The sequence below is a fragment of the Caballeronia sp. LjRoot31 genome (assembly GCF_964253885.1).
In the GTDB taxonomy this organism is placed as follows: domain Bacteria; phylum Pseudomonadota; class Gammaproteobacteria; order Burkholderiales; family Burkholderiaceae; genus Caballeronia.
The window spans coordinates 1,391,772-1,406,988 of the sequence record NZ_CAXURX020000003.1 but is presented as its reverse complement, the minus strand read 5'-3'; the positions used below and the strand labels follow the sequence as shown (position 1 = coordinate 1,406,988).

General features: G+C 62.4%; 8 protein-coding genes. 5 read left to right on the top strand and 3 right to left on the bottom strand.

Annotated features, from left to right (window positions below; translation table 11 throughout):
• Nucleotides 1-21: 21 nt before the first annotated feature.
• Complete coding sequence (locus ACSQ8V_RS34960) at nucleotides 22-1,275, bottom strand: ABC transporter substrate-binding protein (RefSeq protein ID WP_213762794.1); 1,254 nt, start codon at nucleotides 1,273-1,275, stop codon at nucleotides 22-24.
• Nucleotides 1,276-1,391: 116 nt separating this feature from the next.
• On the bottom strand, nucleotides 1,392-2,531 hold the full coding sequence (locus tag ACSQ8V_RS34955; RefSeq protein ID WP_436208871.1) for an ABC transporter ATP-binding protein: 1,140 nt from the start codon (nucleotides 2,529-2,531) through the stop codon (nucleotides 1,392-1,394).
• 210 nt (nucleotides 2,532-2,741) lie between these two features.
• Between ACSQ8V_RS34955 and ACSQ8V_RS34950 the strand changes: the two genes are divergently transcribed.
• From ACSQ8V_RS34950 to ACSQ8V_RS34930, 5 genes are all read left to right on the top strand, one after another.
• Nucleotides 2,742-3,764: a LacI family DNA-binding transcriptional regulator gene (locus tag ACSQ8V_RS34950; RefSeq protein ID WP_436208870.1), complete on the top strand. Its 1,023-nt coding sequence runs from the start codon at nucleotides 2,742-2,744 to the stop codon at nucleotides 3,762-3,764.
• A gap of 669 nt (nucleotides 3,765-4,433) precedes the next feature.
• Nucleotides 4,434-5,705 (top strand): efflux RND transporter periplasmic adaptor subunit, encoded by a 1,272-nt coding sequence (locus tag ACSQ8V_RS34945; protein WP_436209252.1) that lies wholly within the window; start codon nucleotides 4,434-4,436, stop codon nucleotides 5,703-5,705.
• A gap of 19 nt (nucleotides 5,706-5,724) precedes the next feature.
• On the top strand, nucleotides 5,725-8,862 hold the full coding sequence (locus ACSQ8V_RS34940; protein ID WP_213762797.1) for an efflux RND transporter permease subunit: 3,138 nt from the start codon (nucleotides 5,725-5,727) through the stop codon (nucleotides 8,860-8,862).
• Nucleotides 8,859-12,206, top strand: coding sequence for an efflux RND transporter permease subunit (locus tag ACSQ8V_RS34935; protein WP_436208869.1), 3,348 nt, complete (start codon nucleotides 8,859-8,861; stop codon nucleotides 12,204-12,206). Before ACSQ8V_RS34940 ends, ACSQ8V_RS34935 begins: the two co-directional genes overlap by 4 nt.
• The gene (locus ACSQ8V_RS34930; protein ID WP_436208868.1) at nucleotides 12,203-13,711 is read left to right on the top strand and encodes an efflux transporter outer membrane subunit; all 1,509 of its coding nucleotides are present in this window, start codon (nucleotides 12,203-12,205) and stop codon (nucleotides 13,709-13,711) included. Before ACSQ8V_RS34935 ends, ACSQ8V_RS34930 begins: the two co-directional genes overlap by 4 nt.
• A gap of 41 nt (nucleotides 13,712-13,752) precedes the next feature.
• Here ACSQ8V_RS34930 and ACSQ8V_RS34925 read toward each other — a convergent pair whose 3' ends face one another.
• Nucleotides 13,753-15,144, bottom strand: a complete 1,392-nt coding sequence (locus ACSQ8V_RS34925; protein ID WP_436208867.1) for an MFS transporter — start codon at nucleotides 15,142-15,144, stop codon at nucleotides 13,753-13,755.
• Between the last annotated feature and the right edge of the window lie 73 nt (nucleotides 15,145-15,217).

Sequence of the window (15,217 nt, the reverse complement as noted above, 5' to 3'; positions counted from 1 at the left end):
CAACCGCTGGCGCCGCCGGGCTTATTTCTTGTAGATGCGCTTGCGGGTCGCTTCAAGGCGAGCGAGCACGGCGTCGAGTTGCGACGGATCGCTATAGAACTGCTGCATCGCCTTCATCCCTTCGTCGGCCATTTCCTTCGTCATGTCGCGATCGTAGAACTGCGCAATGCCGCCCTTCGTATTCGCGAGCGTCTGGAAACCGACCTTCGAAATTTCGTCTTCAGGTTCAGCAGCCTGACTGTTCGACGGCAGTTGCCCCCAGCCCTTGGCGAGATCGGCGTTGATCTGTGGCTGCTCCATGAAGGCCAGCAGCCTGTGGGCATCAGCCTTGTTTTTTGCCTTCGCCGGAATCAGCAGGACATTGACTGGCCCGTCTTCGGCCGTCGGGACGTTCGCGTCGATCACCGGGAAACGGAAGAAGCCCGTTTGCGGACGAATGGAAGCCGGAATGCTCGCCGAGAAGAACGTGCCCATCAGCATCATTGAAGCCTTGCCGTTCGCGAGAAAAGGCGCGATGGAATCGAGATCGTAGGACAACGCATTATCGATGAAGTAATGGTCGTCGATCAGCGTTTTCCACGCGGCATAGACCTTTTTAACGCGCGGATCGGTGTACGGAATTTCGCCTGCCATCAATTGCTGATGAAACGCGTTGCCATTGATGCGCAGGTCGAGATAGTCGAACCATGCGGCAAGCGTCCAGCTATCGCGCGCGGCAACGGCGATCGGCGCAACACCGCTTGCCTTCAGCTTCTTGCAGGCATCGAGAAATTCATCCCAGGTTTTCGGCTCGCCCTTGATGCCCGCCTTCTCGAACAGATCTTTCCGATAGAAGAAGCCGTAAGCGTCGTAGCCGAGCGGCGCCGCGTATTGCTTGCCCTTGTACGTGGACGCTTCCTTCACCGACGCGTATTGCTGCGACCAGCCGTTCTTGCTCCAGTCCGGCGACAAGTCTTCCAGCAGGCCACGTTCTGCGTAATACGCCATGCGCTCACCGTCGTGCCACGAGACAACGTCGGGCGGATCGGTGGCGAGCCAGCCGCCCATCTGGACCTTGTACGCCTCTTCGGTAACATAGGTCACCTTGAGGTCGACGTCGGGGTTAGCTTGTTTGAACTTGTCGAACGCGTCCTGCCAGGTCGAACGCTGGTTACCGCGCGCCGATACGTTGACAGTCAGTGTGGCGGCGTCGGCCACGGCGCAGCCGAGTAAGCCTGCCACCAGCGCGGCCGCCACTGATGCATGAGCCAGACTGCGAAGGCGATGAGCAATCATCTTTGTCTCCTTGACTACCTTGTTGGCTGACAGCGATTAACTGCCAGACGATGTACCCGCTCTGTGGCGGAATTGGGGTTTGAATCCATGCTTCTGTGCGCTCGCGCACCCGTGCTCTAAGCCGCGGCTCGTTCAGGCTCGACCATGCTGCGCCGAAACGCAAGTCCATCCGCGTCGAACAGATGGCACGCCGAAGCCGGAACGTGAATGCGAATGCGCTCGCCCGGACCGATCGATGTATCGCCAGGCGCCTTCGCGACAAGCGTGCCGCCCGCGTGATCCGCGTGAATGTAGCTGTGCTCGCCTAGCTCCTCCGAGAGCACGGCGACGCACTGAATGGACTGCTCGCTGCCATCGAGCCGCAGATGTTCGGGGCGCACGCCGAGCGTGACCGGCTGGCCGCGCTGCAGTTGCTTTGCATCGACATGGACAACTAAGCATTCGCCGCTTTGCGCGAGCGTGACCGTCACCATGCCCGCACCGATCGAGTCGACCACGGCATCGATGAAATTCATTCTCGGTGAGCCGATGAAACCCGCCACGAAGCGCGACTTCGGATGGTGATACAGATCAAGCGGCGCACCGGTCTGCGCGATGCTGCCGAACCTCTGCGCGTCCGCGCCTGCGTGCAACAGCACGATCCTGTCGGCGAGCGTCATCGCCTCGACCTGATCGTGGGTGACATAGACCACGCTCGCGTCTGCAAAGCGCTGGTGCAGCCGGGCGATTTCCACGCGGGTCTGGCCGCGCAGTGCGGCGTCCAGGTTCGACAGGGGTTCATCGAACAGGAACACGCCGGGTTCACGCACGATGGCCCGGCCAATCGCTACACGCTGCCGCTGACCACCGGAAAGTGCTTTGGGAAACCGGTCGAGGTAGCTGTCCAGTTGCAGGATGCGCGCGGCTTCACGCACCTTCCGCTCAATCACGTCCTTGGGCTGCTTCGCGAGTTTCAGGCCGAACGCCATGTTGTCGAACACGGTCATGTGCGGAAACAGCGCGTAGCTCTGGAACACCATCGCGACGCCGCGCGCCGCAGCAGGAACATCGTTCACGAGACGCCCGCCAATATGCAGCTCGCCTTCGCTCAGGTCTTCCAGACCCGCGATCATTCTCAGCAAGGTGGACTTGCCGCAACCCGACGGCCCCAGGAAAACGCAAAACTCATGCTGCGCGATGTCCAGGTTCACACGCCGGATCACCGGCGGATGATCACCGTACGACTTCTCGACGTTCTCAAGACGGATCGTTGCCATGCCATCTCTCCAATTTAACCGCTTAAATTTTTGAGAAAAATAGACGGCAGGGCCTTGTGCAGCGGTTATTTAACCGCTTAAATTCAGGTACGATGGAAAAAGTCATGATGCGTGTCTCGGTTGTGTTTTCCGTTTTCCAGAAAGTTATCAACGTCGCCAACCGCTTGCAACATTTGAATCGCATTCCCTGAATGTGGGATAACTAGATAAATGGTCACTCTGTCCGAAGTTGCGAAGCGCGCGCATGTCACTGCGGCAACCGTGTCCAACGTGCTGCGCAATCGCGAAAAAGTCCGCCCGGAAACGGCCGACCGCGTGCTGAAGGCGATTGCTGATCTTGGCTATCGGCCGAACCTGAACGCGCGCGCGTTGGCCGAAGGCCGTTCGTCGACCTTGGCCTTGATGCTCTCCAATATCTCGAACCCGTTCTATCCCGAGTTCGTGCTCGCGGCCGAGCGCGCGGCCCGCAAGGCAGGCCACTTCCTGATGGTGTGCAATACCGACGACGACGCCGAAATTGGCCGCGCCTATCTGAATCAGATCGCGGGAACGCTGGCGGATGGCGTACTCGTGATGAACACGGACATTGCCATCAACGACCTGTGCGCGTCGGCCATGCACAGCGCGCCGATCCTGCTGGCCATGTGGGAGCATCCCGAGACGCCGCCCGCCCTGCCCTGCATAGCAGTGAATTTTGCCCAGGCGGGCGCGCTGGCCGCCGGGCATCTGCTCGAACTCGGCCACCGTGAGATCGGCCTGCTGATCGGCGACGGTTGCGGCGGCTTGCAGGATGCTCGTTCCAACGGGTTTCGCGCCGCCATGCGCGAGGCCGGGATTGAAGCAGACGCCGCGGCCGTGCTGCAGATCCGCGATTCCATAGACGCGGGTTATGCCGCCTGCATGCAGTTGATGGCGAACCGGCCGCACCTCACCGCCATTTTCGCGACCAACGATCTGTTAGCGATAGGCGCGGCGCAGGCGTTGATCACGCTTGGCCGCAAGGTGCCGGATGACGTGTCGGTGATCGGCATTACGGACATCCAGCTCGCGCATCAGGTACATCCCGCTTTGACGACCGTCGCGATCCAGACCGCGGCCATTGCGGAGTTGTCTATTAATCGGCTTATCCAGCTCATTCAAGTGCCCGAAGTGCAACCGTCGATGGTCCTCGCTCCGCCGCCGAAACTGGTTGTACGTGCATCGACGGGTCCACGGCGACCGGAATCAACCTGAAGCATTCACGCATTAACGGGCGGCGTTGATATTCTTCATGCGATCATTTAGTTAGGAATGCACAAGCTATTTGTAATAGTAGCGTTATATCTTTCTATTTACTTTCATAAACCTAACAATAGTCGATAGCACCCCATATCGATGATATTTGCGGTACTTTCTTGAGAAAGTACGCCGTCGTATTACACGACGTTACTCACGCTCCTATCGTAACGATTCGGAATGCTTCGCCCCACACGATCGTTCAAAAACCTGCCTCCGGTTCGTTACACTGCGGTACGGTTTGATTCGTTCATTGGGCATCGTTGCATCCAACCCGTTGAACTTGTATGCACTCGTTTGATCACAAGGGGCTCCATCTTTTCGATACCACGCCGTGTCCGCTTACAGGCGAATGGAACCTGAAGAGCAGGCACAACGCGAATTCAAAAGTACGCCCCCGTCGTCGCCGGATCTCGGCCCAAGAGTTTCGCTGACGACCAAGAGAATAAGACCGCACGAATGCCCGGCTGACCCAGCGAGCTTTTTTGCGGACCATGACGGAGCTTCCGTCAACTCCGGCTGAGCCGGAAATGAAAGACATGTGGCACTCGCCGGGCTGGGTTCTTTATCGGACCACCCGGTTATCCAGGGCAGAGTTTGTTTTCGGAGGGCGTAGGTATGAGTGGTATGAGCGACACCGGTTCCACGCAGGTAAAGCGCCCGAGGCGCTGGCGTTTCGTGCTGTTGTTGGCAGTGCTGGTGCTGATAGGAGTCGTGGTCGTGCATTTGCTGCGGGCCAAGAAACCGCCGCGCGCGGCCGCACCGCAAGTGGTGACCGTCTCCACCGCGACGCTCGGGTCGATGCCGGAAGTCCTGAACGAACTGGGTACGGTGACGCCCACCGCCACCGTGACCGTGCTGCCTCAACTGAGCGGATACCTGACGTCGGTCGGCTATCGCGAAGGCCAGGACGTGCAGAAAGGGCAATTCCTCGCCCAGATCGATCCGCGCCAGTATGAGATCGACAAGCAGCAGGCCGAGGCAACACTCGCCAAGGACCGGGCTTCGCTCGCGCAGGCACGCGCCGATCTCGTCCGCTTCACGCAGTTGAACGAGCGCAAGTCCATTGCCGAGCAGACCTTTGCCGACCAGCAGTTCCTCGTGCAGCAGGACGAGGCCGCGGTGAAGGCCGACCTGGCCAACATTGCGCAATTCGACCTCGACCTGGCTTATTGCCATATCATCGCGCCGGTTTCCGGGCGCGTCGGCCTGCGCCTCGTCGATCCGGGCAACTACGTGACGGCTTCGTCGTCGCCGGGTATCGTGGTCATCACCACAATGAAACCCACCACCGTGCAATTCACGGTGCCGCAAGACTCGCTCGCAAGTGTGCTGCAGCGCATGAACGGAGGCGCGAGCCTGCCGGTCACCGCCTACAGCAGCGACAACTCGAAGGAGATCGCCACCGGCACGCTCTACGCGGTCAGCAACCAGATGGCGACGAGCACGGGCACGATAACCCTGCGGGCAACGTTCCCCAACGACGACGAGGCGCTGTTCCCGAGCGAGTTCGTCAACGTCAAGCTGCTCGTCGATACCTTGCAAAATGCCGTGCTGGTACCCACGCCGGCGGTGCAAACCGGCGCGCCGGGCGACTATGTCTACCTCGTGAACACCAACAATACCGTGTCCGTGCATAAGGTCACCCTCGGCCCAAGCGACGGCAAGAACACGGTCATTACGTCCGGACTTGCTGCGGGCAACATCGTGGTAACCGACGGCACCGACCGCTTGAGCGACGGCGCGAGTATCAAGGCGGCAGCAGCGCGGCCTGCATCGGGCGGCGCTGCTGCCGAAGCGCCGGCGTCCGGAGCGGGCGCGGCGGGCGGCGCTCAGGGTCAGCATAAGCACGCCCACGGTAGCGCCTCGGGCGCGGCTGCGGCCGACGCAGCCTCGTAGAAGCCGAACTCGTCCCCCGATGAATATCTCCCGCCTGTTTATTCTTAGACCGGTAGCCACGCTGCTGCTGATGATCGCCCTCGTATTAGTGGGCCTTGTCGCCGTGCGTGTCCTGCCGGTCTCCTCGCTGCCCAACGTCGACTATCCGACCATCCAGGTGCAGACCTTCTATCCGGGCGCGAGCCCGGACGTGATGGCCACCACGGTGACCGCGCCGCTCGAAGTGCAACTGGGCGAGATTCCCGGCTTGCAACAGATGACCTCGTACAGTTCGGACGGCGCCTCGGTCATCACGTTGCAGTTCGACCTGTCCCTGAACCTCGACGTCGCCCAGCAGAATGTCCAGCAGGCCATCAATGCGGCCAACAGCTTCCTGCCGACTGGCCTGCCCGGACCGCCGACCTATGCGAAGGTGAATCCGGCGGACCAGCCGATCCTGACGCTGGCGGTCACCTCGACGTCGATGTCGCTCACGCAGCTGGAAGACGCCGCCAATAACCGCCTCGGGACGAAGATTTCGGAAGTGTCGGGCGTGGGTGTCGTCACCACCAGCGGCGGCAATGTACCCGCCGTCCGCGTGGAAGCGGACCCGCACAAGCTAGCGGCCTATGGCCTGAATATCGACGACCTGCGCACGCTGCTCAGCTACGTCAACGTCAGCCAGCCGAAGGGCAACTTCGACGGCCCGGACCTCGACTACACCATCAACGGCAACGACCAGATCAGCGATCCGAAGGACTACCTGAACACGGTGATCGCTTATCAGAATGGCGCGCCCGTGTTCATGCGCGACGTCGCCAGCGTGACCTCGGCGCCCCAGGACGTCGAGCGCGGCGCCTGGTACAACGGCACGCCGGCCATCGTGCTGAACGTCCAGCGCCAGCCGGGGGCAAACGTGATTGCCACCGTCAACCAGATCATGAAGCAGTTGCCGCAGCTTGAATCAACGCTGCCGGCCGGCATGAAGGTCACGGTCGTCTCGGACAGCACGGGCGTGATCCGCTCGTCGGTATCCGACGCCGCGCTCGAACTCGGGCTGTCGATCGTGCTGGTGGTAGCGGTGATCTTCGTGTTCCTGCGTAATGTGCCGGCCACCATCATCCCGAGCATCTCGGTGCCGGTGTCGCTGATCGGCACGCTGGCCGTGATGTACCAGTTGAACTACTCCATCGACAACCTCTCGCTGATGGCGCTGATCATTGCCACCGGCTTCGTGGTGGACGACTCGATCGTGATGATCGAGAACATCGTGCGTTATCTGGAGGAAGGCAAGACGCCGCTTGAGGCCGCGCTCGAAGGCGCCGGGCAGATTGGCTTCACGATTCTCTCGCTGACCATCTCCCTGATTGCCGTGCTGATCCCGCTGCTCTTCATGGGCGGCGTGATCGGGCGTCTGTTCAGCGAATTCGCGGTGACGCTCGCGGTCACCATCGTGCTGTCTGCCGTGGTCTCGCTGACCGTGGTGCCCATGCTCTGCGCGCGTCTCTTGAAGGCCCAGGCGGAACGCCATCCGAGCCGCTTCGAGCGTATCAGCGAAGGCATCTTCGACAAGACGCTCGCCGGCTACGAACGGGGCCTGCGCTGGGTGCTGGATCATCAGGTGCTGACCCTGATGGTCGCGATCGGCACCGTCGTGCTGACCGCCGTCATGTACATCGTGATCCCGAAGGGCCTGTTCCCGGTGCAGGACGTCGGCGTGATCGAAGGGATCAGCGTGGCCGACAACTCGGTGTCCTACAAGGCGATGGTAGCGCGCCAGCGGGCGCTCGCCGATGCGATCCTGAAAGATCCGGACGTGGTCTCGCTCACCTCCTACGTGGGAATCGACGGCACCAACTCCACGCTTAACAACGGCCGTTTCCTGATCAACCTGCGCGACCACGACAAGCGTTCAGACACGGCGCAGGAGATCGCGCGGCGCCTGCAGGACGAAGTTGCCAATGTGTCCGGGATCAAGCTCTATGTGCAGCCGGAGCAGGACCTGACGCTTGACACAACGGTCTCGCCGAACCAGTACAGCTTCGTGCTGCGCGGACCGAACCAGCAGGCGTTCCAGAAGTATGTGCCGGAACTGATTGCGCGCATGAAGCAGATCCCATCGCTTGCCGATGTGCAAAGCGATATGAACTCCGACGGCTTGAGCGTGAATGTTGAAGTCAACCGGCAACTGGCCGCACGTTTCGGCATCACCCCGGCCACCGTCGACAACGCGCTCTACGACGCGCTGGGCCAGCGCATTGTCTCGACCATCTTCCAGCAGTCGGACCAGTACCGGGTGATCCTCGTCGCCAAGCCCGAGTCGCTGCCCAACGTGGAGTCGATCGGCAATATCTATCTGCCGAGCCAGACGAGCAGTACCGGCCAGGTGCCGCTCTCCGGGATCGCCAAGATCCAGATCGTCAAGTCGCCGCTGGTGATCAGCCATCTGGCGCAGTTCCCGTCCGTCACCATCTCGTTCAACCTCGCGAAGGATGCGTCGTTGAGCACGGCGGTCAGGGACGTCCACGCAGCCGAACGGGCGGTCAATCTGCCGCCGTCGATCACCTCCTCGCTGCAGGGTGCGGCGCAGGCGTTCGAGGACTCGTTATCGAGCGAGGTGTACCTGCTGATCGCCGCGCTGGTGGCGGTGTATATCGTGCTGGGCGTGCTCTATGAGAGCTTCATCCACCCGGTCACGATCCTTTCCACGCTGCCCTCCGCGGGGATCGGCGCGCTGCTCGCGTTGATGATCGCCGGCAGCGACCTCGACGTGATCGGCATCATCGGGATCGTGCTGCTGATCGGTATCGTCAAGAAGAACGCCATCATGATGGTGGACTTCGCGCTCGACGCCGAGCGCAACCATGGCAAGCCCCCGCGCGAGGCGATCTTCGAGGCGTCGCTGCTGCGCTTCAGGCCGATCCTGATGACGACGCTCGCAGCCATGCTCGGCGCCCTGCCCATGCTGCTCGGCAGCGGCACGGGTTCGGAGCTGCGCCGCCCGCTGGGTCTGGCGATCATCGGCGGACTGACCGTGAGCCAGGTGCTCACGCTCTTCACCACGCCGGTCATCTATCTGTTCTTCGACAGGATGGCGGAGCGCACGAGGCGCTGGCGTAATCGCAACAAACCTCAAGCGCCTGACATGCCGCCGGTTCCGGAGGAGGGTACGCCGTGAACATATCGGCGTTATTTATCCGGCGCCCGGTCGCGACCACGCTTCTGGCCATTGCGATCCTGATCTCCGGGGCCCTCGCCTATTTCCAGTTGCCTGTCGCGCCGCTGCCGAATATCGCTTTCCCGGTGATCGTGGTGCAGGCCCAGATGGCGGGCGCGAGCCCGAACATCATGGCCTCCACCGTGGCCGAACCGCTCGAGCGGCGGCTCGGCACGATTGCCGACGTGGAAGAACTGACCTCGATCAGCTATGTCGGCTCGTCCATGATCGTGGTCGAGTTCGGGCTGAACCGCGATATCAACGGCGCCGCCCGCGACGTCGAGGCGGCTATCCAGGCAGCGCGTGCAGACCTGCCGACCACCTTGCGCAGCAATCCGACCTATCGTCAGTACAACCCGGCGGATTCGCCCATCATGGTGCTCGCGCTGACCTCGGACACGCTCACCAAGGCGCAGCTCTATGACTCCGCGGATTCCGTGATCCAGCAGCAACTCTCGCAGGTGAACGGTGTCGGCCAGATCACGCTGGGCGGCGGCGCGTTGCCTTCGGTGCGTGTCGAGTTGCAGCCGGGCAAACTGAACAGCTACGGCCTCGGCCTCGAAGATGTGCGCGCGGCCATCAGCGCGGCCAACGCCAACAGCGCGAAGGGCCACCTCGACGAGGGTGACCAGCGCTATGTGATCTTGTCCAACGACCAGATCAACAAGGCGGCGCCTTACCGCGACCTGGTGGTCGCCTACCGCAACGGCGCGCCTGTGCTGCTGCGCGATGTCGCCCAGGTCAGGGACTCCAACGAAAATATCCGCAACGCCGGGCTCTATAACGGCAAGTCGGCAGTGCTGGTGATCGTCTATCCAATGCCCGGCAGTAATATCGTCAATACGGTCAGGCAGATCAGGAGCGTCCTGCCGGCAATCGAGGCGACACTGCCGAGCAGCGTCCACGTCAACGTGGCGGTCGACCGGTCGGAATCGGTCCGGGCGTCGGTGGGAGATACCGAGCGCACGCTGTTCATCGCCGTACTGCTGGTGGTCGGCGTGGTGTTTATCTTCCTGCAGTCGCCGCGCGCCACGCTGGTGCCGGCGGTGGCGTTGCCGCTGTCTATCGTCGGCACCTTCGGGCCGATGTACCTGCTCGGCTACAGCATCGACAACCTCTCGCTGATGGCGCTCACGATCGGCACCGGCTTCGTGGTGGACGATGCGGTCGTGGTGCTGGAAAACATCACGCGCCACCTCGAACTGGGCCTGAGTCCGGAAGAGGCTGCGCTGAAAGGCAGCGGGGAAGTAGGCTTCACGGTGATCTCGATGAGCCTCTCGCTGATCGCAGTGTTCCTGCCTATCCTGCTGATGCCGGGCATCGTCGGTCTGTTGTTCCATGAGCTCGCGGTGACGTTGTCCATCGCGATCCTGATCTCACTTGTGATCTCGCTCACGGTCACGCCGGCCATGTGCGCGTACGTGCTGAGCCGCGAGCACGCCGGCCATTCAAAGGCCCGCTGGGCGACCTGGGTCGAGGCGCTATTCGATCGTTTCAAGAACGCCTACTCGCGTTCGCTCACCGCCGTGCTGGACCATTCGCTGCTGGTGATCCTGTTGCTGATCGGCCTGCTGGTGGCGAACGTCTTCCTGTTCAAGCTGCTGCCCGCTACCTTCTTCCCGGAGCAGGACACGGGCATCCTGATCGGGCAGATCATCGCCGACCAGAGCATCTCCTTCCCGGCGATGGAAAAGAAGCTCGCCCAGTTGCAAGCGATCGTGCAGAAGGACCCGGCGGTCGCCTCGGTGGCCGGCTTTACCGGCGGCCGCGCGCTGAACACGGCGAACGTGTTTATTGAACTCAAGCCACTGGCCCAGCGGCATGTGACCGCGACCGAAGTGGTCAACCGCCTGCGGCCCAAGCTCAACGGAGTCTCCGGCGCGCGGCTTTTCCTGCAGGCGCAGCAGGATCTGCGAATCGGCGGGCGGCAGTCAGCTGCCGAATACCAGTACACGCTGACGAGCGATGATTCCGCCGCGCTGTTCGAGTGGACGCCCAAGCTCGTGACTGCGCTCAACAAGGATCGCAGCCAGCTGATCGACGTCAACTCGGACCTGCAGCAAAATGGTCTGCAGACCTACATCAATTTCAACCGCGCCACGGCGGCCCGCTATGGCTTCGCGCCGAACCAGATCGACAACGTGCTGTATGACGCGTTCGGCCAGCGGACGGTATCGACCATCTACAACGCGCTTAACCAGTACTTCGTGGTGATGGAGGTGGCGCCGCAGTACTGGCAATATCCGCAGACGCTCAAGCAGATTTTCATGAGCACGGCGGCCGGCAATCCGACCGGCTCAGAGCAGACGCAAATGCCGGGCGGCACGGTCACCGGCGTGACGGCCGCGAGCGCAGTCAGCACGGCTTCGAGCGCGTCGTCGAGCACCAACTCGCTGAACTCGAACGCGCAAGCCAATGCGACCAACAACAGCATCTCCAACAGCAAGGGCGGCAGTTCGAGCGGCAGCGCGGACAGCACTTCAGCCGAGACGATGGTGCCGTTGCCGGCGCTCGCCAGCTACGTCAACAACCATACGTCGACCCAGGTGAACCATCAGAGCGGGCTGGTCGCCGCAACGATCTCCTTCAACCTCCCCGCCGGCGGATCGCTCAGCAAGGCTCAAGAGGCGCTTGAGAACGCGGAACGCGAAATCGGCATGCCGGCCAGCGTCCACGGTGCGTTCGCTGGCGCGGCGCAAGCCTACGCACAATCAATGGGCACCATCCCGTTGCTGATCCTCGCTGCGCTAGGTGTGGTCTACATCGTCCTGGGGATACTCTATGAGAGTTCGATTCACCCGCTCACGATCTTGTCGACGCTGCCCTCGGCCGGTATCGGCGCCACCCTCGCCCTGCTGATTTTCGGCACGCCGTTCTCGGTGATCGCGTTGATCGGCATGATTCTTCTGATCGGTATCGTCAAGAAGAACGGCATCATGATGGTGGACGTGGCGATCCAGATGCAACGCAACGAAGGCATGGCGGCCAAGGAGGCGATTCATGCCGCCGCCGTCGTGCGTCTGCGGCCGATCATGATGACCACGTTCGCCGCCGTGCTCGGCGCGGTGCCGCTCGCGATCGGGATCGGCCAGGGCGCGTCGCTGCGCCAGCCGCTGGGTATCACCGTGATGGGCGGCCTGATCCTGAGCCAGGTCTTTACGCTGTACACCACACCGGTGATCTACCTGTACCTGGACCGGTTGCGCTTCAAGCTCGTCAAGTGGTCTTCCGGACTGCCGTGGAACCGGCAAGAGGAACAAATGGGGCCGCCGGAGCAATCGGGGCAAACGGATACGAAGGCATGAAGATGAAGATTCCCTGCAAACCACTGGCCGCTGCGGCGGCCCTCCTGCTCGGCGGCTGCATGGTCGGCCCGGACTATCACCGCCCGCAGGTCAGCGTCCCTGCGACCTTCCGCGAATTGCCTGGCTGGACCCAGGCCGAGCCAAACGCCGACGGGCCCAAGGGTGCGTGGTGGACCGGCTTCAACGATCCGCTGCTTGACCAGCTCGAACCGCTGGTGGTGGTCTCCAACCAGACCGTGGCCCAGGACTATGCCAACTATCAGGAGGCGCTCGCCGAGGTGAAGGTTGCACGCTCCGGCCTGTTCCCGACGATTGGCGTGACCGGCTCGGGCACCCGGCAGCGCAGCGGCACCGGTACGGCCGGCTCAAGCGCGAGCCGCAGTTTCGGCGGCATACAGCCGGTGAACAACTCGGCCTCGCTCGAGGGCAATGTCAGTTGGGCGCCCGACCTGTGGGGCTCGGTGCGACGCACGATTGAACAGAATGCCGCGACCGCGCAGGCCAGTGAAGCGACGCTCGCGAATGCGACGCTCTCGGAACAGATTGCGCTCGCGACCGCCGTGATCGAATTGCGTACCAGCGACGCCAATATCGACCTGCTGCAGCAAACGGTCAAAGCGTTCCAGCACTTCCTGGACGTGGTGTCCGACCAGGACAAGTTCGGCACCATTGCGCCTTCCGACGTAGTGACCGCGCGCACCCAGCTCGAAACCGCGCAGTCGAGCCTGATCGCGCTCGGCGTGTCGCGCGCCCAATCCGAGCATGCCATTGCGGTGCTGGTCGGCAAGAACCCCGAGGACCTGGTCATCCCGCACAGCACGGCAATGCCCACCTTGCCGGCGATTCCGGTTGGCGTTCCCTCAACCTTGCTGCAGCGCCGGCCTGATATCGCGACGGCCGAACGCCAGATGGCGTCCGAGAATGCCGCGATCGGAGTCGCGGTCGCGGCGTACTACCCGACGGTGTCGCTGTCCGCGCTGGACGGCTTCACGCAATCGCCATTGGGCGGCTTGCTGCACGTGGCCAATTACGTCTGGTCGCTGGGCGGCAGCGCCACTGAAACGATCTTCGACGGCGGCGAGCGCAGCGGCGAAGTCGCGGCGGCCAAGGCGGCCTATCAGTCAGCCGTCGCCAATTACCGCGGCACCGTGCTGACCGCGTTCGAAGATGTCGAGAATGACCTGTCCGGCTTGCGTATCCTGGCCGAGCAGTCCGACGCGCTGGATGCCGCCGTGCGCGATGCAACGCACGGTTCCGAGATTGCCTTCAACGAGTATCAGGCCGGCACGGTGGACTACACCACCGTGGCGACCAGCCTGGCGACCCAGTTGAGCAATCAGCAAACCGCGTTGAACGTGCAGGAGTCGCGGCTGCTCGATGCCGCCTCGCTGATCGGCGACCTGGGCGGCGGCTGGTCGGACAGCGCACTGCACGACCCGCGGCATCCGGTGGAAGCGGCAAGTGCGGCGAGCCCGGCAAGCGAGGCAACTCAGGCAACTCAATAGCGCGAAGGGACAGGCCATGCGGGGTTCATTGGCGACGCTTCCTACCGATGCGTATGTCCAAGGCCCGGTTGCGCCGGCGCATTGCTGCCGGGGGCCTGTCCCGTTGCGAGCGTCTTCCCCGGGGCGGGAAAGACAATCAACATCAACACGACTCCCGCCATCAATACGACTGCAAGGCCGATCAGCCCGAACTCCGCGCTTCCCGTCTGCATCTTGGTCCAGCCCACGAATGCCGGGCTCACGAAGCCGCCCGTGCCGCCGAGACTCGTGATCATCGCAATCCCGCCTGCCGCCGACGAGCGTGGCAGGAACGTATGCGGGATCGTCCAGAACACGACGAAGCAGCCATACGATGCCGCTGCCGCCAGTGCAAGCAGACAGACGCCGATCGTTACGTTATGGCCGGCTGCAGGCAGCAACGCAAAGGCAAGTGCCGTCACCGCGGCGCTGCCCGCCACATGCCAGCGGCGCTCCATCATCCGGTCGGAACTCGCCCCAACAACGTATGTCCCAATCGCCGCCGCGATGAACACGAGCGCCGACAGCAATCCGACATCGAGCACGTTGGCGACGCCCAGATCACGAATAATGGTCGGCGCCCAGAAGCCGATCGCATTGAACGGCATCATCACGGCGAAGTAGACGATCGCCGCGAGATAGACGCGCGGATTGGCGAGCGCGCCGCGCAGTCCGTCGAGATGACCCGAGTGCTTCGACGTTTCGTCGGCGAGGAGTTCGCGCGAGATCAACGCCTTCTCGCGGTCGCTGAGCCAGCGCACGTCCGCAGGTGAGTCGCCGAGAAAGAAGAACGCGAAGATGCCGAGCGTGACAGCGGGCACGCCTTCCAGAAGGAAGAGCCACTGCCAGCCGGGCAAGCCGCCCACCCCCGCCAGCCGCGTCATGATGAACCCCGACATCGGGCCACCAATGATCCCCGCCACGGCGGTGGCCATCATCAGGAATGCGATCACGCGCGCGCGCCGGGCGCCGGGAAACCAGCAGCCCAGATAGAAGATGATCCCCGGAAAGAAGCCCGCTTCGGTGACACCCAGCAGAAACCGCATGGCGTAGAACTGCGTCGGTGTACGAACGAACATCATCAGGCTCGACGCGACGCCCCACGCGAACATGATGCGCAAGAGCGTGCGGCGCGCGCCGACGCGTTGCATCCAGAGATTGCTCGGCACCTCGAAGAGCACGTAGCCGATAAAGAAAAGGCCGGCGCCCAGGCCGTACGTCGACTCTGAAAACCCGAGGTCATGCATGAACTGCAGCTTGGCGAAACTGATGTTCACACGGTCGATATAGCTGATCACGTAGCAGAGAAAAAGCAGCGGAATCAGCCGGAAAAACACCTTGCGATAGGTGCGCTCGACTTCGTCTGATGTAGTGTCACCCGAGGTCGCTGCGCCGGGTTGCGGTTGGTTATTCATGATGGTCTCGCGAAGAATGCGAACTGACTTGGACGTCGCGGTGTACCCGCGACGTCCGGTTTCAAAGCGGTCA